Consider the following 20181-nt stretch of genomic DNA (forward strand, 5'->3'; position numbering starts at 1 on the left):
ATGACCTGCCATAACCGGCGGGCGACGACACTTCAGTGCCTGACCGCGCTGGCCCGCCAGCAGGGGTTTCGCGAAGAGGATCTCTACCTTGTCGATGACGGGTCGCAGGACGGCACAGGTAAGGCTGTGCTCGCGCTGATGCCGCAAGCCCATGTCCTCGAGGGCGACGGCACGCTGTTCTGGAACGGCGGGATGCGGCTGGCGTGGGAGCAGGCCAGGGCGGTCGAAACGGATTACGATTGGTATTTCTGGCTCAACGACGATGTCGAGCTTTTGCCGGGTGCGCTGGACGGGATTCTGGCGGATGCCGAACGATCACGGGACCAGCACGGCGCGGTGATCTGCGCAGGCACGACGATTTCGCGCGGGTCGGAGGGTGAGGTTACTTATGGCGGACATCTGAGGCCTGATCCCCGTCGTCGACCTTTGCGAATGAGACTGGCCATACCCGACGGCACGCCGAAGAAGATCGACACGATCAGTGGCAATGCGGTGCTGGTTTCGGCAGCGGCTTTCGAGCGTCTCGGCTCGCTTGATCCGATGTTCGAGCATATTTACGGCGACCTCGACTACGGCCTGCGTGCCGGGGCTGCGGGCGTCCCGTGCATACTTGCGGGCAAGCCGGTCGGCTATTGCGATGCCAATCCTGTCGCGGGAAGTTCGCGCGACCCCGCTTTGTCCAGGTTCGCGAGAGTGCGCGCGCGCTGGCGCGAGGCGAGGGCAATCCATGGGCGGGACTGGCGGCGCTTCGTGGCGCGATACAGCCCATCGCCGATCACTCGGCTGGGCCATCGTCTTTCGCCCTATGCCCGTATCCTGCTGGACAAGCCCCGCAGATAGCAGAAGGCCCGGCATCCCTTGTGGGGGCCGGGCCTTCACTCGCTGTCCAAGCGGTTGATCGGATCAGGCGGCTTCCGCCTCTTCGTTCGGGTCGCGCAGGACATAGCCGCGGCCCCAGACGGTTTCGATGTAGTTGTCTCCGCCGCAAGCATGGCTCAATTTCTTGCGCAGCTTGCAGATGAAGACGTCGATGATCTTGAGTTCGGGTTCGTCCATGCCGCCGTAAAGGTGGTTGAGGAACATTTCCTTCGTCAGCGTGGTGCCCTTGCGGAGCGAAAGCAGCTCCAGCATGGCGTATTCCTTGCCGGTGAGGTGGACGCGGGCGCCGTCGACTTCGACGGTCTTCGCATCGAGGTTCACGGCCAGCTTGCCGGTGCGGATGATCGACTGGCTGTGGCCCTTCGAACGACGCACAACGGCGTGGATGCGGGCGATCAGCTCTTCGCGATGGAACGGCTTGGTGACGTAATCGTCGGCGCCGAAACCGAAGCTGCGGATCTTGCTATCCATTTCGGCAATGCCCGAAAGGATCAGGACCGGGGTCTGCACCTTGGCGACGCGCAGCTTCTTGAGCACGTCGTAGCCGTGCATGTCCGGCAGGTTGAGGTCGAGCAAGATGATATCGTAATCATACAGCTTGCCGAGATCCAAACCCTCTTCGCCCAGATCGGTCGAATAGACGTTGAACCCTTCGGTAGTCAGCATGAGCTCGATAGCCTTGGCGGTTGTCGGCTCGTCTTCGATCAGCAGTACACGCATGGGTCTGGTCCCCCCTTGCCCCTGTTTGCGGTAACCCCCTGTAAAGAGGTGTTGCCCGTTGTTAACCACAGCAGGTCTGAACGGAAAAGGTTAACGTGGAGTAAAAAGGGTTAACATTTTTCAGTGTTGCAGATGGGACTCACAATGATTTCAGCTTCTTCTCGCGGCGGCGCTGTGCGGAAGAGCCGATGCCGATGGCCTCGCGGTACTTCGCCACGGTGCGCCGGGCGAGGTCGAAACCCTCTTCGTTGAGGAGGTCGGCCAGCTTCTGGTCGGACAGGACCTTCTTCGGGTCCTCCCCTTCGCACAGCGCCTTGATGCGCGCCTTGATCGCTTCGCTGCTGGCGCCTTCGCCGTCGGCGGCCGCGACGCCGCTGGAGAAAAAGTACTTCATCTCGAACGTGCCGCGCGGGCAGTGGAGGTACTTGTTGCTCGTTACGCGGCTGACGGTGCTTTCGTGCATCTCGATTTCTTCCGCGACCTCTCGCAGCGTCAGCGGGCGCATTGCGGATACGCCTTCGCGAAAGAAACCCTCCTGCCGCTTAACGATTTCGCTGGCGGTCTTGAGGATGGTCTTCTGCCGCTGGTCCAAGGCGCGGATCAGCCAGTCGGCTTCGCCCAGCTGTTCGTTGAGCCATTTGCGCGATGCCTTGTCGCGCGCGCCCGATTCCAATTCCGTGTAATATTCGCGGTTCACCACCAGGCGCGGCAGGCTCGCCTCGTTGATGCGGATCGACCAGCCGGTCTTGCCTTTCGGTGTTACCAGAACGTCGGGTACGACCGCCGCCTCGCTCGCGCCGCCGTACTGGCAGCCCGGCTTGGGATCGTATCCTTTGAGTTCCGCCAGCATGTCGGCGAAATCTTCATCATCGACGTCGCACAACCGCTTCAACCGGGCAATATCGCCATTGGCCAGGAGGTCGAGATTGTCGATCAGCCGCGCCATGCAGGGATCGTAGCGGTCGGCCTCCTTGGCTTGTAGGGCAAGGCATTCGCTGATCGACCGCGCGCCGACGCCGGTGGGATCGAGTGACTGGACCAGCTCCAGTGCGCGCTCGACTTCCGCGAGAGGCGCGCCCAGTTCGTCCGACAGGTGGCGGAGTTCCGCCTGGAGATAACCGGCGTCGTCCAGCTCGTGGATGATGCGGGTCGCGATCAGCGCCTCGCGCGCATCGTGCGCCTGCGCGCCGACCTGTTCCATCAGGTGCTCGGCCAGCGTAACCCCGTCCGATGTGCGATTTTCGAAGTCGGGCATGTCTTCGCCCGAACCGCCGCCGCTGGCCGCCTGCCCCCAATCGCCCATGTCGCCCGGCGCAGCCTCCGGATCCAGCGCGTGCTGGGCAATGTCGAGCGCGCCTTCGCCGTCGGGACCCGGTGCGCTGTCATGTTCGTCGGGTGATGCCTCGGGGGCGTCCTCTCCGGCCTCGCGCCGCGTTTCCCCGATTTCGAGCAGCGGGTTGCTGTCCAGCGCTTCGGCGACGAAGGTTTCGATTTCCAGATTGGACAGAGTCAGCAGCTTGATCGCCTGCTGCAATTGCGGCGTCATGACCAGCGATTGCGTCTGCCGTAGGTCTAGCCTCGGACCGAGCGCCATAAGTCAGCTCCGGGCGCGCGCCGCGATCACAGCGTGAAGTTTTCGCCGAGGTAGAGGCGTTTGACGTTCTCGTCGGCCACCAGTGCCTCGGGCGTTCCGGCGAAAAGGACCTGTCCACCATAGATGATGCAGGCGCGGTCCACGATTTCCAGCGTCTCGCGCACGTTGTGATCGGTGATGAGCACGCCGATGCCGCGGGTCTTAAGGTCCTTCACGAGATCGCGGATGTCGCTGATCGAGAGCGGGTCGATACCTGCAAAAGGTTCGTCGAGCAGCATGATCGAAGGCTTCGCCGCCAGGGCGCGGGCGATTTCCGCGCGGCGGCGTTCACCGCCCGACAGCGCCATCGCTGGGCTGGAACGCAGGCGGGTGAGGCCGAATTCGTCCAGCAGACGCTCCAATTCCGCTTCTCGTGTCGCCGCGTCCGGTTCGACCATTTCCAGTACGCAGTTGATATTCTGCTCGACCGTCATCCCGCGAAAGATGCTGGTTTCCTGCGGCAAGTAGCCAAGTCCCAGGATCGCCCGGCGATACATCGGCAGCTTGGTCACGTCTTCGCCGTCCATCAGGATGCGGCCCGCATCCGGGCGAACGAGGCCCATGATCGAATAGAAACACGTCGTCTTGCCCGCGCCGTTGGGGCCCAGGAGGCCGAGCACTTCGCCCTTGCCGACCGACAGCGAAATATCGGTCAGGACCGCGCGCTTGTCATAGCTTTTCGCAATGGAAATGACTTCGAGGCCGCCCTGCGGAATGGGCGGGGCGGCATCGTGTACCGCATCGTTCTCAGGGCTCATGGTGAGATCTGCCATGGGCTGGCCATAGCATGCGTGACGTCTCTGGAAACCCCGCGCAGCTTGGGAATCGACGAACTGGCAGGATTTATGCATGGGCGACTTGGGGACGTCATGGGGACGCCATGAAACGCCCCGGACGAGACGGTCGGGTAATATATCGGAAGCCGCTTGCCAGAGTTTCGCAATTTTGAAACAATGCGAGTCGGAGAGAAAATACGGGGAGACGCCTGATGGGCAAGGCAATCGACGACGCAGCCGCAGCCGAGACGCACGACACGGGACACCACCGGGACCTGCGCCGGGCGATGAGCGACAATGTCGCCTACGCGCTGATCGTCTACACTGCCTTGCAGATTTTCATGACCGTCCACGCGATGAAGCAGGGCGTGTCTTCCATCCTGCCCTATCTTGCGCTCGTAGTGCTGGTCGCCGGTATCATTCCGGCATGCCGCTGGTTCGAGAAGCGCTGGGTCAATCTGTCCGACGCCGAAGCAGCCGATCCCGAACTAAAGGGCGCCTTCCGTCGAGACCAGATCATGCTGTGGGCCCTGGCAATCGGCCTCCCCGTCCTACTAACCGCGGCATTCAAGCTGGCCTTTGCCTGAGCTTGCAGGCGCAGCCCTCGCACTCTAGCCGGACCCCAACTGGGTTCAGCGGAGTTACTTCTACATGATCGATACCGACACTGCGCTGGCGCGCTGCGACGACCTCGTGGCGCTGGCCCGTTCCCTCGGAGCGGATGCGGCCGATGCCGTGGCGCGTGCGGATTCCTCGGAAAGCGTGACCGTCCGCCTGGGTGAACTCGAAGAGGTCGAGCGCACCGAGAGCGAAGAGATCGGCCTGCGCATTTTCGTTGGCAAGCGATCTGCCTCTATCCACACCAGCGACTTTGCACCTGAAGGTCTGAAGGCACTTGCCCAGCGGGCAGTCGAAATGGCGCGTCATGCACCCGAAGACCCCTATGCGGGGCTGGCGGGCCGGGATGACCTGTTTTCCGGCGACCTGCCCGATCTCGACCTGTTCGACGACACGCACATCGAACCTGCCGCCTTGCGCGAGGCTGCGCGTGCCACCGAAGAAGCGGCACGGGCAGTCGAAGGCGTCACCAACAGCAATGGCGGATCGGCCAGCGCCGGTCAGGCGGTGGTTGCACTCGTCACATCGCAAGGTTTCGCGCGCGGCTACTCCGGAACCGGATTTTCGCTGTCCGCCAACGTCATCGCGGGCGAGGGCAGTGACATGCAGACCGACTATGCTTCGCGCAGCGCCCGTCATTATGCTGACCTGCTTACGCCGGAAGAAATCGGCACGAAGGCGGGCGAGCGGACGGTGGCCAAGGTTAAGCCGGGGTCGGTGCCAAGCGGCAAGATGCCGGTCGTGTTCGATCCGCGGATCGGGGGTGGCCTGCTCGGCCATTTGATTGGCGCGATGGGTGCACCGGCAATCGCGCGCAAGGCGAGCTTCCTGCTCGGCCGCGAAGACGATGAATTGTTCGACAGCAGCATCCGGATCGTCGAAGATCCCTTGCGCGTGCGGGGCATGCGCTCGCGCCCGTTCGACGGCGAAGGCGTCGCCAGCACACCGCGCGCCTTGGTTGAGAACGGACGGATTTTCGGCTGGCTGAGCAATGTCGCCTCCGCCCGGCAGCTTGGCCTCGGACTGACGGGGCATGCGGCGCGTTCGGGCGGCGGCTCGCCCGGCGTCAGCGCCAGTAACGGCCATCTGGAGGCTGGCGATGTAACTCCGGAGGCACTGATGGCCGATATTGCCGACGGCCTCTATGTCACGGGCCTGTTCGGGCAGGGGGTCAATATGGTCACCGGCGATTACAGCCGCGGCGCAACCGGCTTCCGCATCCGCAATGGCGAGATCGCCGGACCGGTGGCGGAGATCACAATCGCTGGAAATCTGCTGGAGATGTTCCGTGCCATGACGCCTGCAAACGACCTCGAGATGCACAAATCGATCAACGTTCCGACAATCCGCGTCGACGGCATGACGGTGGCTGGCGACTGATGCGCTGGCTCGCCGCCCTTTCACTGGCATTCGCCACGCCTGCCTTCGCGATCCTCCCGTCCGCTCCAGAACCGGCCGCCGAGGAAGCGTCGCCCGAAGCGCCTGCGCAGGAAATCGACGCCACCGTCGATGAAGGGTCGGATGAACGCATTGCGGAGCGTATCGAGGGAATCTTCGCCGAGCTTCCTGCCTTCCGGCAGGTGGAAGTAGGTGTGAGCTCGGGCGTCGTGACCCTTTCTGGAGTTGTGCCCGACCAGGATGCCATCGCGCGCGCCGAGGCCATTGCGGGGCGCGTAAGCGGCGTCGTCACCGTCGAGAACGACCTTGAGCGCGACGTCTCGATCGCGGCGCAGGGCGAAGGCCTGAACGCGCTGGCCGATCGCTGGTCTCAATTTCTCGCCATGCTGCCGCTCATCGGGCTGGCGCTTGCCGTATGGGCGGGCATTGCTCTGGTCGGCTATCTGATCGCAGGCCTCGGCGCGCTGTGGCACAGGATCGCGCCGAACAGCTTCCTTGCGGAGCTTATTGCCAGCGCGATCCGCTTCGTTTTCGTCGTCGGCGGGCTGGTCGTGGCGCTGGACATGATCGGCGCGGCGGCCCTGCTTGGTGCGGTGCTCGGCGGGGCGGGCCTCATCGGTCTCGCTCTCGGTTTTGCGCTACGCGACACGATCGAGAATTACGTCGCCTCGCTCATGCTGAGCCTGCGCCAACCCTTCCGCGCCAATGACTGGGTCCTGATCGGCGACTTGGAAGGGCGCGTAATCCGCCTCACCAGCCGCGCGACCATCCTTATGACGCTCGATGGCAACCACCTTCGCATTCCCAACAGCCAGGTGTTCAAGGCGGTCATCACCAATTTCACGCGCAACCCACAGCGCCGCTTTCAGTTCGAGCTGGGCGTCGATGCGGATGACGATGCGCGCGCTGCCCGCAAGCTTGGCCGCGAAGTGCTGGAAGGGCTCGATTTCATCCTGCCCGAACCCGCGCCAGAGGCACGCATTATCGAGGTCGGCGATTCGAACGTGGTGATCCGTTTTCTCGGCTGGATCGACCAGAACGAGACCGATTGGTGGAAGGCGCAGAGCCAGGCCATCCCGGCGGTCAAGGAAGCGCTGGAAGAAGCAGGCTTCGGACTGCCCGAGCCGATCTATCGCCTGCGCTTCGATCCCCGCTCCGCCACCCTGCCGTTCGAGAACCGCGCGGAAGGAACGCGCGAGAAGGAACAGGAAGCCGCAAGCCAGAAGGCGCCCCAGATCACCGTCACGGAAGCCGACGAGGACGTGCGGCCTGTCGACGAAATCGTGGAGATGGTCGAGGAAGAACGGCGCCAGACCGGCGGCGAGCAGGACAAGGACCTGCTCGACCACTCACGGCCTGTGGAATGACTTACTTGTCCGCTTCGTAGCGTTCGATCGCTTCTTTCACGATCTTGCGGGCTTCGGCGGCATCGCCCCAGGCGCCCACACGAACCCACTTTTCGGCTTCGAGATCCTTGTAGTGGGTGAAGAAGTGCTCGATCTGCTGGAAGATGATGCTCGGCAGGTCCTTGGTTTCGCCCACATCCGAATAATACGGGAAGGTGGTGTCGACCGGCACGCAGATCAGCTTTTCATCGCCGCCATGCTCATCTTCGAGATTCAGGACACCGATCGGCCGCGCGCGCACGACGCAGCCGGCGATGAAGGGCGAGCGCGCGATGACCAGCGCATCGAGCGGGTCGCCATCGGGGCTGAGCGTGTGCGGGACGAAGCCGTAATTCGCCGGATAGCGCATCGGCGTGTGGAGGATGCGGTCGACGAACAGCGCGCCACTTTCCTTGTCGAATTCGTACTTCACCGGTTCGCCGCCGGTGGGCACTTCGATGATGACATTGAGGCTTTCGGGCGGATTGTCGCCAACGGGGATCATGTCGATGCGCATGGATACTCTTCTTCCGGTTTTCTGTTCGCCCCTCTCCCCAGAAAGACTTCGCGGGGCCGATAGCGGCTTGCGAAGCATTGCGGAAGGGGGACGATAGTCCTAATCGCGCCTCCCATGGCAAAAACACCCCAAGCTATCCGCGGAACGCAGGACATTTTCGGCGCCGATGCAGAAGCCTTCGCCTTCGTGGTCGAGACTTTCGAGCGCGTGCGCAGGCTTTATCGCTTCCGCCGCGTGGAAATGCCGGTCTTCGAGAAGACCGAGGTTTTCAGCCGCGCCATCGGCGAGACGACCGATGTGGTGTCGAAGGAAATGTATTCTTTCGAGGACCGCGGCGGCGATTCGCTGACACTGCGCCCGGAATTCACCGCCGGGATCGCGCGCGCCTTCCTGTCGAACGGTTGGCAGCAGCACGCCCCGCTCAAGGTCGCGACGCACGGGCCTCTGTTCCGTTACGAGCGGCCGCAGAAGGGGCGCTATCGCCAGTTCCACCAGATCGATGCGGAGATCATCGGCGCGGCAGAACCGCAGGCGGACGTGGAACTGCTGGCCATGGCCGACCAGCTGCTGAAGGAACTGGGCATCGAGGGCGTGACGCTGCACCTCAACACGCTGGGCGATGGCGACAGCCGCGAAGCCTGGCGCGCTGCGCTGGTCGAATACTTCCGCGCCGTGAAGGACGAATTGAGCGAAGATTCACAGGAGCGGCTGGAGAAGAACCCGCTGCGTATCCTCGACAGCAAGGACCGCCGCGACCAGAAGTTCGTCGCCGATGCGCCCAAGATCGACGATTTCCTGACCGAAGAGGCGAAGGCTTTCTTCGAAGCCGTCACCAGCGGCCTCGATGCGGCGGGCGTAAAATGGCAGCGCGCCGAAAGCCTCGTGCGCGGGCTCGACTATTACCGTCATACAGCCTTCGAATTCATTCCCGACGAGGGAAGCGAGGCCGCCGGCAAGCTCGGCAGCCAGAGCACCATCCTCGGCGGCGGTCGCTATGACGGATTGATGGAAAGCCTGGGTGGCACACCGACGCCTGCGGTGGGCTGGGCTGCGGGGATCGAGCGGCTGGCGATGCTGGTCGGTGACAAGACGCAGGACCGATTGGAAATCGCCATCGCTGCCGAGCATCGCGATAGAGAAGCGGAAGCGGCTCAAGCGATTGCAATGTTTAGACGTCTTGGTTTTCAAGCCGAGTTGTTTGCAAGTGGCAGCCCTAGAAAACGGTTCGATAAAGCTCGAAAGACCGAGCCAGGTATTCTTATTTCGATGGATGTGCGTGACGGAAAACCGTTTCAAAATTGGCAGGGCACTTACCCTGAAATAGATCGGGAAGCTGAAGCACACGCTGCTTTCACAGCCGTTTGGGAACTCCCTGACGACGACCACTACGGATGACTATTCCCGCCGAACGTCTTGACCAGATCGCCAATCGCTTCGCCGAGCTCGAGGCGCGCATGGCGTCGGGCCAGCTGGAGGGCGACGAGTTCGTCCAGGCGAGCCGCGACTATGCCGAGCTGGAGCCGGTCGCCAAGGTGGCGGCCGAAGTGAAGGCGGCTAGGGCCGAGATCGGCGAGCTGGAGGAAATGCTCGCCGATCCGGAAATGAAAGCGATGGCCGAAGAAGAGCTCGCCGCACTGCGCGAACGCCTTCCGCAAGCCGAACGGCAACTCGCCATCGCCATGCTCCCGCGCGACAGTGCGGACAACAAGCCCGCCATGCTCGAAATCCGGGCCGGGACGGGCGGCGACGAGGCGGCGCTGTTCGCTGGCGATCTCTACCGGATGTACGAACGCTTTGCGGCCGAGCAGGGCTGGAAGGTCGAGCCGGTCAGCCTCAGCGCGTCCGAAGTCGGCGGCTTCAAGGAAGTCGTCGCCAATGTCACCGGTACCGGCGTCTTCGCGAAACTGAAGTTCGAAAGCGGGGTCCACCGTGTGCAGCGCGTGCCCGAAACCGAAAGCGGCGGGCGGATCCATACATCGGCAGCCACCGTGGCGGTGCTGCCCGAACCCGACGAGGTCGATGTGCAGATCGACCCGACCGAACTCAAGATCGACACCTATCGTGCCAGCGGTGCGGGCGGCCAGCACGTCAACACCACCGACAGCGCCATCCGTATCACCCACTTGCCGACCGGAACGGTGGTCACTTGCCAGGACGGGCGCAGCCAGCACAAGAACAAGGAAAAGGCGCTGCAGGTCCTGCGCACGCGCCTCTACGATGCCCAGCGCGAGGCGACGCAGGGTGCCGAGGCGGAAGCGCGCAAGGCCATGGTCGGCAGCGGAGACCGGTCCGAACGCATCCGCACTTACAACTTCCCGCAAGGCCGCGTGACCGATCACCGCATCGGCCTGACCTTGCAGAAGCTGCCGCAGATCATCGCCGGGCCGGGCCTAGGCGAACTGATCGATGCGCTGATCGCGGAAGACGAAGCCAAGCGTCTCGCCGCCCTCAATGATTGAGCGCGCGCGATGACGGTCGCCGATGCGATCCGCCAGGCGGCGGGCCGGCTGTCCGCAACCAGCGATACCGCGCGTCTCGATGCCGAGTTGCTGATGGCTCATGCGCTCGGCGTCTCGCGCTCGCGCATGCTGGTGACCTTGATGCGCGAAGACGAGCCGCCCGCTTTCGAGGGCCTTGTCGCAAGGCGCGCCGCCCACGAACCGGTGGCCTATATTACCGGGGTGCAGGAGTTCCGCGGGCTGGATTTCCGCGTCACGCCGGATACGCTGATCCCGCGCGGCGATAGTGAAACCATCGTTGAAGCGGCCTTGGAAGTCGCCCCCGGCGCGCAGCGCGTGCTCGATATGGGCACCGGAACGGGCGCGCTACTGCTCGCCGTCCTCGACGAGCTACCTGAAGCTCGCGGGGTCGGTATCGATGCTTCGGACGCGGCAGTGGCAGTCGCGCAAGATAATGGGGAGCGTCTCGGCCTTTCCGCGCGTGCGGAGTTCCTCACCCGCAGCTGGCTCGACAGTGATTGGACCGAAGGACTGGGCCAGTTCGATCTCGTGGTGTGCAACCCGCCCTATGTCGAACAGGATGCGGCGCTCGATCCCGATGTGCGCGACTTCGAACCGGGGAGTGCCCTGTTTGCCGGTGCAGAAGGACTTGACGACTATCGCGCGATCATCCCGCAACTAGGCAAGCTTATTTTGCAGGGCGGGGCGGCAGTGCTGGAAATCGCCGCAAATCAGGCCGAGCAGGTTTCTGCTATCGCACGCGACTCGGGCTTCGAAACCGGGCTTCGCAGGGACCTCGCAGGCCGTGATCGGGCATTGATCCTGAGATAAGGCTTGGCAAAGGCGATTCGAGGCTCTAAATCTGGCCATAGGCCAGTGGTGTGCGGGTAACTTCGCCCCACCGGTTCTAGCTCCGACATTGCAGTTTTGGTGCGAGGCATTCGGCCCCGTATACCATGCACGAAAAGGGGCACGCACGACGTCACAAGGCGTCTTGTGCGTAAGGGGATTCGCGGCATTTGCGGGCTTTGCCACGTGCCGCGCCATTGATGAGGACGAGTATCCTTGAACAATAATCGTAATAACCGTCGTCGCGGTCGCGGCAATCGCAACCAAGGCGGTGCCAATTCGGCTAACCGGATCGACAGCCGCGCGCGCGGCAATGCTCCGCAGCTGCTCGACAAGTACAAGAAGCTTGCCCAGGACGCCCAGCACAACGGCGACCGTGTGCAGGCCGAACATTACCTGCAGTTTGCCGACCACTATTTCCGCGTGATCGCCGACAACAAGGCCCGCCAGGAAGAAGCCAAGGCAAAGCGCAATGAAGAGCGCGGCGGCAATTCCTCCGATGACGAGGATGATGACGACGACGGTGACGATCGCCGCCAGAACCGTCGCCAGCGCTCGCGTCGCGACGATGGCCAGGACCAGTCGGGTGGCCGCCAGCGCAAGTCGCGCGACAATTCCGGCGATGACGACGACGGTTCGGACAACTCGTTCCGCAGCGACGATGGCGAAGACAAGCCGAAGAAGCGCCGCGCCCCCCGCAAGGCTCCGAAGAGCATTGAGGGAGAGCAGGGCGTAGAAGGCGAAATCGACGCAGCGGCCCTCCCGCCTGCGATCGGCTCGAACGACGATGACGGTGACGACAAGCCCGCACCTCGTCGCCGCCGCCGCAAGGCCGAAGATACCGACGCGGAAAGCGCTGTCGGCTGAGGCTGGCCATTACGGCTAACGCTTTCGATTGCCATTGCCGCGCCCGTTGTTAACAGGCGTGGCAATGGATCGCTTTTCCGACTTCCTTGACCGGCATCCGTACTGGAGCGCGCTTTCGCTCGGGCTGGTGTCGGCACTTGGCTATCCGCCGCTCGGCCTATGGCCGCTTTCGCTTGCAGGGATGGCCGGTTTCGTCTGGCTGCTCCACCGTCTGACGAGCGCCAAGGGCGCGTTCTTAGCCGGATGGCTGTTCGGGGTCGCGCATTTCACCCTGACGAACAACTGGATCGCGACAGCGTTCACCTACCAGGCGGAGATGCCCGCCTGGCTCGGCTGGCTCGCAGTCCCGCTCCTCTCGCTCTACCTCGCGATCTGGCCTGCCTTGGCAAGCTGGGGCGCATGGATGCTCTCCGCCAAGCATAAACTACCTGTTTTCTCATTGGTCTTCGGGGCACTGTGGATCGCTGCGGAATGGTTCAAGAGCTGGGTCTTCACCGGCTATGCCTGGGGACCATTTTCGATGGCATTCCTGGGGGATTGGACGCGCCCCGGCCTGGCGCGCCTGCTGCCTGTTACCGGCACTTACGCACTGTCGGGATTGCTGGTCGCTCTTGCCGGAGTGCTCGCCTGGCTGGTTGCCGCACGGCACCGGAGGGCGCTTGGCATTGTGGGCGTTCTGTTCATCCTTGGGATGCTCTGGCCTGCGGGAACGGCTCGTGAAGGGACACTCGCTCTCACGCTCGTGCAGCCCAATCTCAAGCAGGAAGAGATTGACGATCCGACCAAGTTCGAGGACCAGTTCCAGCAGATAGCATCGCTTAGCCAAAAGCGGCGTGAAGTGGACAGGAGGCTGATCCTGTGGCCCGAAAGCGGTGTGCCCGACTACCTGCGCGAAGGCTATCCGCAGCGCTATTACGACCGCATGACTGCAGGCGGCGACCCGGCCTTCGCCCGCTTCCGCATCGGTCAGGCGATCGGCGATGGCGGGTTGCTACTGACAGGCGCAGTCGATCTGGAAATCGGTGAGGTCGACGGCTACCGCAGGGCGACCGGAGCCTACAACGCGATCACGCCGATCACAGCCGACGGGCTGATCGGACCGCGATACGCCAAGGCCCACCTCGTCCCCTATGGCGAATACCTCCCGATGCGCGCCCTGCTGGAGCCGCTCGGCCTGACCAGGCTGGTGGCGGGCAGCATCGATTTCATCCCCGGGCCCGGACCTCAGACGGTCGATCTGAAACAATACGGCAAGGCGGGCATGCAGATCTGCTACGAAATCGTCTTTTCCGGCGAGGTCGTCGATCGGGAAGAGCGCCCTGACTATATCTTCAATCCCTCGAATGACGGGTGGTTCGGAAGCTGGGGCCCGCCGCAACACCTCGCACAGGCACGGATGAGGGCGATAGAAGAAGGCCTCCCGGTGCTTCGCTCCACCACGACCGGGATCAGCGCCGTGATCGACGCGCGCGGCGTCGTGCGCAGCCATATCGGCAGGGGCGAGGCCGACCGGATCGACACCTTGGTGCCTCCGCCCTCGGGCGTGACCTTGTTCTCGCTCTTCGGCCACTGGCTTACACTTATCTGGGCAATGCTTCTTTTCGCCTGTTCTTTGGTTGCCATGCGCGTGCGAGACCGTTACGTGTCGGCTCACACATAAAGCTTTCTTTATATCTCTATTTCCGGGGTCTCAATGCGCACTGATTACCTGTTCACTTCCGAAAGCGTTTCGGAAGGCCATCCAGACAAGGTTTCCGACCAGATATCCGACGCCATCGTCGACCTTATGCTGGCCAAGGACCCGGAAGCTCGCGTGGCGTGCGAGACCATGACCACCACCCAGCGGGTCATCCTGTCGGGCGAAATCCGCTGCGCACCGATGTATGATGCGGCCAACCCCGAATGGGCAGAGAACGGCGGCTGGGCGCCGGGCGCGAAGGAAGAGATCGAAAAGGCCGTCCGCCGGACCGTACGCGAGATCGGATACGAGCAGGAAGGATTCCATTGGCAGTCGCTGACGTTTGAAAACCATCTTCACGGCCAGTCCTCGGAAATTGCCCAGGGCGTCGATGCAAGCGGCAACAAGGACGAGGGCGCTGGCGACCAGGGCATCATGTTCGGTTTTGCCTGCAACGAAACGCCCGATCTGATGCCGGCCACCCTCGACTACAGCCACAAGATCCTCGAGCGCCTTGCCGCAGACCGCAAGAGTGGGGCGGCACCGTTCCTCGAACCGGACGCGAAGAGCCAGGTCACCCTGCGTTACGAAAACGGCGTTCCCAAGGAATGCACAGCTGTCGTGGTCTCTTCCCAGCACGCGAAGGGCTATCACGAGGGCGAAAAGGAAGCCGAACTGAAGGCCTATGTCCGCGGCGTCGTTGCCGACATACTGCCCGAGGGTTGGCTGTCCGACGACACGCAATGGCATATCAACCCCACCGGCGCTTTCGAAATTGGCGGGCCCGATGGCGATGCCGGTCTCACTGGCCGCAAGATCATCGTCGACACTTACGGCGGCGCGGCTCCGCATGGCGGCGGCGCCTTCAGTGGCAAGGACCCGACCAAGGTCGACCGTTCCGCTGCCTATATCGCGCGCTACCTTGCCAAGAATATTGTCGCTGCCGGGCTGGCGCGTCGCTGCACGATCCAGCTTGCCTATGCGATCGGCGTGTCGAAGCCCCTTTCGCTCTACGTCGACACCCACGGCACCTGTGCCGATGGCGTCACCGACGAAGCGCTTGAAAAGGCGATTGCTTCCATCGGGAAGCTGGGCGGCCTGACCCCGCGTGGCATCCGCATGCATCTGGGCCTCAACAAGCCGATCTATCGCCAGAGCGCCGCCTACGGGCATTTCGGGCGGCAGGCTGACGGCGATACCTTCCCGTGGGAGCGCACCGATCTGATCGACGATCTGAAAGCCGCGCTGGCCTGAATTTGAAACGAGAAAGGGCGGCCCTCTAAAGGCCGCCCTTTTTTTTGCAGTCGAACCGCTTCAGCCGAGCTTGACGCCTTGGGGCTGCGGTTCGCGCTGGTTGCCATAGTCGTCTTCGCGCAGCCACTGGCCGACCTTGCGCCCGAACTTGGCGACGGCATTCATGTTGAAGAAGTGCATGAAGCCGAGCGCGACGACCACGATGCCTATTTTCGTCGAGAGAAACTCGAGTACCTCTGCCGCGCCTTGGGGCTCGCTACCGAAACGCAGCGTCAGCAAGATCCATCCCAGGTTGACGAGATAGAAGCCGACAACGAGCAGGTGGTTCGTCGAGTGCGCGAGATTATCGTCGTGTCCGAAGCATTCCTTCAGGAAGACGATCCCGTTCTTCGACAGCGTGCGCGCGACCCAGATCGTGAGGCCGATGCTGATAACGAGATAGGCGACATATGCTGGAACGAGGTACATGAGGTTTCTCCTCTAATTTCTAAAATTTGAGAAATCTGTATTTAAAGCACTTCGATGACGCTCCTTTTCGCTGGTTTCAGGATCAGGTCTTGGTCTTGCCGCCCGGCAGGAGACGCGCGACGCGGCTGCCGAGTTTCATCAAGGTCACAAGGGTCGATTTGGGCAGGCGCCGGACGTCGGCATACCAGCCTGCGAGATTGCCGATGAATTCGTGCATCCGCCCGACACGTTCGCGCAGGTGCTCGGGCACGTGCTCCCGCTTGGCCAGGCTTTCGGACAGCTCGCCCAGTAGCTGGATCGTCGGATCGATCTCGCGCCGCTTGCGCTCGGCCGTGATCTTCATGAGCATGTCCCACAGATCGCTTTCCGCGACAAAGTGGTCGCGCCGGTCACCTTCGACGTGGACGCGGCGCACGATCTGGTAGGATTGCAGTTCCTTCAGCCCATTCGAGACATTCGAACGGGCGAGCCCCAGCTTGTCGCAGATGTCCTCCGCATGGCGCGGGCGATCCGACAAATAGAGCAGGGCGTGGATCTGCGCGACCGAGCGGTTCACGCCCCATTCGCTGCCCATCTCACCCCAATGGAGGATGAATGCGCGCGCTTCGGGGATTTCCATGATCTCGGCCACGACTCGGCTCCTTTTGTAATTTCTGTAATTACAGAAATAACGGGAGACGTCAACACGGAGCGCGAGGTTTAGGGATCAGCTTCGGTTGTGCTCGCCCTTTGCAGGGGAGGGGCGATCGAGCGTCATCTCGGCATCTGAGAAGGAGAACGGACTGCGAAGGCCGGGTACGCCCTCTGGCGAAATCTGCATTCCGCGAGCCTCGACCTGAGGGTCTGCAAACACTTGGTCGAGCGTATTGATGGGGCCCGCAGGCACGCCCTTCTCGGCACAAGCGGCAAGCAGGTCTTCGCGTGACCACTTGGCGGTTTCGCCCGCGATGAGGCCATCGATTTCGGCGCGATTTGCGACCCGCCCTTCATTGGTCGCGAAACGCGTCTCTTCCAGTAGGTCTGGCCTATCGAGCAGGGCCAGAAGCTTGCGGAATAGGGCATCGTTGGCGGGAGCCAGCACGACGGATCCGTCCTTCGTCGGGAAAACGCCGTAGGCACTGACCTGTGCATGCGCATTGCCCATGCGCGGCGGATTTTCGCCGGTCGCGAAAAAGCTCATTGCCTGGTTCGCCAGGAGGCCAACCGAACAATCCAGCAGGCTCATGTCGATCCACTGCCCCTTGCCGGTGCGATGCCGCATCAGCAGCGCCGACTGCACTGCATTCGCGGACCAAAGCCCGCAGGCCAGATCGCTGATCGAGACGCCGTGCTTCATCGGATCGCCCTCCGGTTCGCCGGTAAGGGACATGAAGCCGCTCATCGCCTGGATAACGAAATCATATCCCGGCTCGTCGCGGCGCGGGCCATCCTGGCCGAAGCCCGTAATCGAACAATAGACCAGCGCCGGGTTCGCCTCCGCTAGCGAAGCATAGTCGAGGCCGAACTTGGCGAGCGCTCCGGGCTTGAAATTCTCGAGCACGACGTCCGCGCCAGCCGCCAGCGCCTTGATTGCGGTCAGGTCATCCGCGTCGCGGAAATTCGCCACGATCCCGCGCTTGCCGCGATTGCAGCCATGATAATAGGCCGCTGTCTTCTCGCCGCCGTGCTCGATCCAGGGCGGCCCCCAGATGCGCGTATTGTCGCCTTCCGGGCTCTCGACCTTGATGACGTCTGCACCCAGATCGGCAAGGATCTGTCCCGCCCACGGGCCCGCGAGCACACGCGCCAGCTCGAGCACCTTCAACCCCGCAAGCGGAGCGTTCTGGTTGCGGGGTTTCTTCAACCACATGGTCAATGCGCCTGCCTCGTTTCACGTAGCGAAGACCATGCGGCCCATGTCCCGTAAGCGTAAACGAGCCCAAAACCCAAGACGATCGCGGAAGACCAAATATCGAACGTCGAGCCGGGATAGGGCGCTCGTACGAGAGCAGGTAGGAGAATCGCCCCCCGCGCCAAATATATTGCCGAGATCGCGACCAGTCCCGTTCGTAGTAAGGGCAGGCGCGGCAATAGCCCCGCTCCCGATGCCGCAAATGCCGCCCAGATCGCCAGGATGATGGCGATACCGATAGTCATCCAGACGAGCTGCATGTCGCCTTGTTCATAAGCGGCGACCAATGGTTCGGGCGCGCCGAAAAAACGGAACCACTTCGCGCCCAAGACTATGCAAGCGAGGTGGATGATCGAAGCTGTCGCGCTGAGGGCAGCGCCGGCGAGAAGCCAGCGGCCGCCCGGATTCAAAGCGCTACCTCGTAATGAGCCGTAGTCTTCGCGGCGATGTCTTCCTCGCTTACACCCGGAGCAAGTTCGATTAGCCGGAACGGGCTCTCATGGTCGGACCGCTTGAACACGCCAAGATTGGTGATGATCATGTCGACCACGTTCTGGCCGGTCAGCGGCAAGGTGCATTCTGGGATAAACTTGGGATCGCCCGCCTTGCTGTTGTGATCCATGACTACGATGATCTTTTTCACGCCCGCGACGAGGTCCATCGCGCCGCCCATGCCCTTGATCATCTTGCCGGGAATCATCCAGTTGGCGATGTCGCCGTTTTCGGCCACTTCCATCGCGCCAAGCACGGTCAGGTCGATGTGACCGCCGCGGATCATCGCAAAGCTGGCCGCGCTGTCGAAATAGGCGCTGTGCGGCAGTTCGCTGATAGTCTGCTTGCCGGCGTTGATGAGGTCGGCGTCTTCCTCGCCCGCATAGGGGAAAGGCCCGATGCCGAGCATGCCGTTCTCGCTCTGCAGGGTGACGTGCATGCCATCGGGGATGTGGTTTGCCACCAGCGTCGGAATACCGATGCCGAGGTTCACGTAGTAGCCGTCTTCCAGCTCCTGCGCGGCGCGGGCAGCCATCTGGTCGCGGTCCCAGCCGATCTTTTCTGCCGTCTCGCTCATATCAATTGCCTTCATTCATGATTGCCGGGGCGTCGGAGGGCGCGGTTTCGGGCGTCCAGCGGGTGCCTTCGGGGAATACCTGCTCCACCGTGCCTTTCAGCGAATATCCGTAGACGGGGTTCGGCAGCACGAACCAGCCATTGCCCCACAGTTGCGCAAGGTCGCCACGTGCAGCAAGTTCGCGCCGCTCGAGCGGGGTGCGCGCATCGTCGTTGAAGACGTCGGCGAAGTCGCCGAGATTGTCCCCGGCAAGTGCCACGACGCAGAAGCGCTCTGCGATGAGGGCGCGGCGGCCGTCCTTGTCGCCGCTGTTCACGCCGTCGTCGCCGCGCAGGAACAGCGTGTCGCGGTGGACCGCCTCGCCCAGGCCTGCGGCCGCGATTGCGCGTGCGGCGCCTTCGGGGCTGAATTCACGGTTAGTGTTGAAGACCGGGGTGATGCCCGCTTCGCGAAGGCGGCGGATGCCGGTGACCGCGCCAGGGACGGGGCGGATGTAGCTGGCGCCTGTCTTCTCCCACTTTTCCCAGCTTTCCTTGGAGAAGGAATTGCCGGTGACGGTCGTCCAGTATTCGTACCCCTGGTTCAGGATGACGGTCTCGTCGACGTCGAAGACGACTGCCAGCGGCTTCCAGCTTTCGCCCAGCGCACAGCTTGCCGGTCCCGCGATCTCGCCGCCGATGCCCATGGTGACTGACTGCGGGATGCGGCGCTCGCGCGAGCGGGCGATCGCGTAGTCGGCGATATTGCGCCACGCCTGGATGGAGGCACCGGCTGCTTCGCCGGAGCCGTAGAGCCATTGCATCGTATCGGGCGCATCGGTCGAGGCGACCGGTGCTTGCGGAGCGGGGGTGGTGGCGCAACCGGCCAGCGCAAGCGCCGCAATCGAGGTCATGATTGTGCGCATCATGCTTCGGCCCTCTCACGCGTCGTCACGAATTCGATCTTCTTGTCGTAGGGTGCTCCCACGATCATGCGCTGGACGTAGACGCCAGGCAGGTGGATGCAGTCGGGATCGAGGCTGCCGGTCGGCACAATCTCTTCCACCTCGACCACGCAGGCCTTGCCGCAGGTCGCGGCGGGCAGGTTGAAATTGCGCGCGGTCTTGCGGAAAACGAGGTTGCCCGTTTCGTCCGCCTTCCATGCCTTGACGATGGCGAGGTCCGCGAAAATGCCGCGTTCCAGAATGTAGTCCTCGCCGTCGAAGTTCTTCACTTCCTTGCCTTCGGCCACCTGCGTCCCGACGCCTGTCTTGGTGTAGAAACCCGGGATGCCAGCGCCACCGGCGCGCATGCGCTCTGCCAGAGTTCCCTGGGGGCAGAACTCGACCTCGAGTTCGCCGGAAAGGAATTGACGCTCGAATTCCTTGTTCTCCCCCACATAGGAAGAGATCATTTTCTTCACCTGCTGCGTGCGCAGCAACATTCCGATGCCTTCGTTGTCGATCCCGGCATTATTGCTGGCGAAGGTGAGGCCCTTCACGCCGCTCTCGCGGATCGCCTCGAGCAAACGCTCCGGTATGCCGCAAAGGCCAAAACCGCCGCTGGCGATCAACATGTCATCTTTGAGAAGCCCGTCGAGGGCCGAGGCGGCATCTGGGTAGAGTTTCTTCATGCACCGCCATCTAACCTCTTCGCCCGACAGTGTCACGTCGCGCAATTCAGCGCTGTGGAATCGCCCATGCATTGCTGCACTGCAATACAGGCCGCAACCGCTCGGTCAT

21 protein-coding genes are annotated in these 20181 nt (G+C 62.8%); 10 read left to right on the forward strand and 11 right to left on the reverse strand.

From position 1 onward, the window contains the following. Positions 1–840 carry a glycosyltransferase family 2 protein gene (locus tag GRI34_RS11835; RefSeq protein ID WP_160596097.1) on the forward strand — a complete coding sequence of 280 codons (840 nt, stop codon included), beginning with the start codon at positions 1–3 and terminating at the stop codon, positions 838–840. A 63-nt stretch (positions 841–903) separates the two neighbouring features. Here GRI34_RS11835 and ctrA read toward each other — a convergent pair whose 3' ends face one another. The 3 genes from ctrA to lptB all read right to left on the reverse strand — a co-directional run bounded on the left by ctrA (position 904) and on the right by lptB (position 3990). Then, entirely contained in the window at positions 904–1599 is a 696-nt protein-coding gene (gene ctrA / locus GRI34_RS11840; protein ID WP_160596098.1) for a response regulator transcription factor CtrA, read from the reverse strand. A 139-nt stretch (positions 1600–1738) separates the two neighbouring features. Further along, complete coding sequence (gene rpoN / locus GRI34_RS11845) at positions 1739–3193, reverse strand: RNA polymerase factor sigma-54 (protein WP_160596099.1); 1455 nt, start codon at positions 3191–3193, stop codon at positions 1739–1741. 26 nt (positions 3194–3219) lie between these two features. Continuing rightward, positions 3220–3990 (reverse strand): LPS export ABC transporter ATP-binding protein, encoded by a 771-nt coding sequence (lptB, locus tag GRI34_RS11850; RefSeq protein ID WP_407692144.1) that lies wholly within the window; start codon positions 3988–3990, stop codon positions 3220–3222. Between the two features lie 230 nt (positions 3991–4220). On the opposite strand from lptB, the gene GRI34_RS11855 reads away from it, so the two are divergent. The 3 genes from GRI34_RS11855 to GRI34_RS11865 all read left to right on the forward strand — a co-directional run bounded on the left by GRI34_RS11855 (position 4221) and on the right by GRI34_RS11865 (position 7391). Next, positions 4221–4595 (forward strand): hypothetical protein, encoded by a 375-nt coding sequence (locus tag GRI34_RS11855; protein WP_160596100.1) that lies wholly within the window; start codon positions 4221–4223, stop codon positions 4593–4595. A gap of 64 nt (positions 4596–4659) precedes the next feature. After that, positions 4660–6006, forward strand: coding sequence for a TldD/PmbA family protein (locus GRI34_RS11860; RefSeq protein WP_160596101.1), 1347 nt, complete (start codon positions 4660–4662; stop codon positions 6004–6006). After that, positions 6006–7391 carry a mechanosensitive ion channel family protein gene (locus tag GRI34_RS11865; RefSeq protein WP_160596102.1) on the forward strand — a complete coding sequence of 462 codons (1386 nt, stop codon included), beginning with the start codon at positions 6006–6008 and terminating at the stop codon, positions 7389–7391. Before GRI34_RS11860 ends, GRI34_RS11865 begins: the two co-directional genes overlap by 1 nt. A gap of 1 nt (position 7392) precedes the next feature. Here GRI34_RS11865 and ppa read toward each other — a convergent pair whose 3' ends face one another. After that, positions 7393–7926, reverse strand: coding sequence for an inorganic diphosphatase (ppa, locus tag GRI34_RS11870; protein WP_090477388.1), 534 nt, complete (start codon positions 7924–7926; stop codon positions 7393–7395). Between the two features lie 114 nt (positions 7927–8040). Between ppa and hisS the strand changes: the two genes are divergently transcribed. From hisS to metK, 6 genes are all read left to right on the forward strand, one after another. Further along, positions 8041–9321, forward strand: a complete 1281-nt coding sequence (hisS, locus tag GRI34_RS11875) for a histidine--tRNA ligase (protein WP_234028212.1) — start codon at positions 8041–8043, stop codon at positions 9319–9321. Continuing rightward, a complete protein-coding gene (gene prfA, locus GRI34_RS11880; protein WP_160596103.1) occupies positions 9318–10385 on the forward strand; it encodes a peptide chain release factor 1 in 1068 nt (355 codons plus the stop codon). Before hisS ends, prfA begins: the two co-directional genes overlap by 4 nt. A 9-nt stretch (positions 10386–10394) precedes the next feature. Next, positions 10395–11216: a peptide chain release factor N(5)-glutamine methyltransferase gene (prmC, locus tag GRI34_RS11885; RefSeq protein WP_160596104.1), complete on the forward strand. Its 822-nt coding sequence runs from the start codon at positions 10395–10397 to the stop codon at positions 11214–11216. A 234-nt stretch (positions 11217–11450) separates the two neighbouring features. Then, on the forward strand, positions 11451–12101 hold the full coding sequence (locus tag GRI34_RS11890) for a DUF4167 domain-containing protein (RefSeq protein ID WP_090477396.1): 651 nt from the start codon (positions 11451–11453) through the stop codon (positions 12099–12101). 64 nt (positions 12102–12165) lie between these two features. After that, positions 12166–13761 (forward strand): apolipoprotein N-acyltransferase, encoded by a 1596-nt coding sequence (lnt, locus tag GRI34_RS11895; protein ID WP_160596105.1) that lies wholly within the window; start codon positions 12166–12168, stop codon positions 13759–13761. Between the two features lie 33 nt (positions 13762–13794). Continuing rightward, complete coding sequence (gene metK, locus GRI34_RS11900) at positions 13795–15033, forward strand: methionine adenosyltransferase (protein ID WP_160596106.1); 1239 nt, start codon at positions 13795–13797, stop codon at positions 15031–15033. Between the two features lie 60 nt (positions 15034–15093). On the opposite strand, the gene GRI34_RS11905 is transcribed toward metK, so the two are convergent. From GRI34_RS11905 to GRI34_RS11935, 7 genes are all read right to left on the reverse strand, one after another. Further along, positions 15094–15501 carry a hypothetical protein gene (locus tag GRI34_RS11905; RefSeq protein ID WP_160596107.1) on the reverse strand — a complete coding sequence of 136 codons (408 nt, stop codon included), beginning with the start codon at positions 15499–15501 and terminating at the stop codon, positions 15094–15096. An 82-nt stretch (positions 15502–15583) separates the two neighbouring features. Further along, positions 15584–16120: a GbsR/MarR family transcriptional regulator gene (locus tag GRI34_RS11910; RefSeq protein WP_160596517.1), complete on the reverse strand. Its 537-nt coding sequence runs from the start codon at positions 16118–16120 to the stop codon at positions 15584–15586. A gap of 87 nt (positions 16121–16207) precedes the next feature. Then, a complete protein-coding gene (locus GRI34_RS11915; RefSeq protein WP_160596108.1) occupies positions 16208–17350 on the reverse strand; it encodes a CaiB/BaiF CoA transferase family protein in 1143 nt (380 codons plus the stop codon). A gap of 2 nt (positions 17351–17352) precedes the next feature. Then, positions 17353–17802: a hypothetical protein gene (locus GRI34_RS11920; protein ID WP_160596109.1), complete on the reverse strand. Its 450-nt coding sequence runs from the start codon at positions 17800–17802 to the stop codon at positions 17353–17355. Next, the gene (locus GRI34_RS11925; protein ID WP_199800167.1) at positions 17799–18461 is read right to left on the reverse strand and encodes a CoA transferase subunit B; all 663 of its coding nucleotides are present in this window, start codon (positions 18459–18461) and stop codon (positions 17799–17801) included. The genes GRI34_RS11920 and GRI34_RS11925 overlap by 4 nt, the downstream gene beginning before the upstream one ends. 1 nt (position 18462) lies before the next feature. Continuing rightward, a complete protein-coding gene (locus GRI34_RS11930) occupies positions 18463–19368 on the reverse strand; it encodes a 5'-nucleotidase, lipoprotein e(P4) family (protein WP_160596110.1) in 906 nt (301 codons plus the stop codon). Next, positions 19365–20072, reverse strand: a complete 708-nt coding sequence (locus GRI34_RS11935) for a CoA transferase subunit A (RefSeq protein ID WP_160596111.1) — start codon at positions 20070–20072, stop codon at positions 19365–19367. The genes GRI34_RS11930 and GRI34_RS11935 overlap by 4 nt, the downstream gene beginning before the upstream one ends. Positions 20073–20181: the final 109 nt, after the last annotated feature.

The sequence above is a fragment of the Qipengyuania aquimaris genome (genome assembly GCF_009827445.1).
Taxonomy (GTDB): Bacteria; Pseudomonadota; Alphaproteobacteria; order Sphingomonadales; family Sphingomonadaceae; genus Qipengyuania; species Qipengyuania aquimaris.

Excerpts from the sequence above, each read along its gene's own strand:
- GRI34_RS11835 (WP_160596097.1), top strand. The coding sequence starts at position 1 with ATGACCTGCCATAACCGGCGGGCGACGACACTTCAGTGCCTGACCGCG.
- ctrA (WP_160596098.1), bottom strand. The coding sequence starts at position 1,599 with ATGCGTGTACTGCTGATCGAAGACGAGCCGACAACCGCCAAGGCTATC.
- rpoN (WP_160596099.1), bottom strand. The coding sequence starts at position 3,193 with ATGGCGCTCGGTCCGAGGCTAGACCTACGGCAGACGCAATCGCTGGTC.
- lptB (WP_407692144.1), bottom strand. The coding sequence starts at position 3,990 with ATGAGCCCTGAGAACGATGCGGTACACGATGCCGCCCCGCCCATTCCG.
- GRI34_RS11855 (WP_160596100.1), top strand. The coding sequence starts at position 4,221 with ATGGGCAAGGCAATCGACGACGCAGCCGCAGCCGAGACGCACGACACG.
- GRI34_RS11860 (WP_160596101.1), top strand. The coding sequence starts at position 4,660 with ATGATCGATACCGACACTGCGCTGGCGCGCTGCGACGACCTCGTGGCG.
- GRI34_RS11865 (WP_160596102.1), top strand. The coding sequence starts at position 6,006 with ATGCGCTGGCTCGCCGCCCTTTCACTGGCATTCGCCACGCCTGCCTTC.
- ppa (WP_090477388.1), bottom strand. The coding sequence starts at position 7,926 with ATGCGCATCGACATGATCCCCGTTGGCGACAATCCGCCCGAAAGCCTC.
- hisS (WP_234028212.1), top strand. The coding sequence starts at position 8,041 with ATGGCAAAAACACCCCAAGCTATCCGCGGAACGCAGGACATTTTCGGC.
- prfA (WP_160596103.1), top strand. The coding sequence starts at position 9,318 with ATGACTATTCCCGCCGAACGTCTTGACCAGATCGCCAATCGCTTCGCC.
- prmC (WP_160596104.1), top strand. The coding sequence starts at position 10,395 with ATGACGGTCGCCGATGCGATCCGCCAGGCGGCGGGCCGGCTGTCCGCA.
- lnt (WP_160596105.1), top strand. The coding sequence starts at position 12,166 with ATGGATCGCTTTTCCGACTTCCTTGACCGGCATCCGTACTGGAGCGCG.
- metK (WP_160596106.1), top strand. The coding sequence starts at position 13,795 with ATGCGCACTGATTACCTGTTCACTTCCGAAAGCGTTTCGGAAGGCCAT.
- GRI34_RS11905 (WP_160596107.1), bottom strand. The coding sequence starts at position 15,501 with ATGTACCTCGTTCCAGCATATGTCGCCTATCTCGTTATCAGCATCGGC.
- GRI34_RS11910 (WP_160596517.1), bottom strand. The coding sequence starts at position 16,120 with ATGGAAATCCCCGAAGCGCGCGCATTCATCCTCCATTGGGGTGAGATG.
- GRI34_RS11915 (WP_160596108.1), bottom strand. The coding sequence starts at position 17,350 with ATGTGGTTGAAGAAACCCCGCAACCAGAACGCTCCGCTTGCGGGGTTG.
- GRI34_RS11925 (WP_199800167.1), bottom strand. The coding sequence starts at position 18,461 with ATGAGCGAGACGGCAGAAAAGATCGGCTGGGACCGCGACCAGATGGCT.
- GRI34_RS11930 (WP_160596110.1), bottom strand. The coding sequence starts at position 19,368 with ATGATGCGCACAATCATGACCTCGATTGCGGCGCTTGCGCTGGCCGGT.
- GRI34_RS11935 (WP_160596111.1), bottom strand. The coding sequence starts at position 20,072 with ATGAAGAAACTCTACCCAGATGCCGCCTCGGCCCTCGACGGGCTTCTC.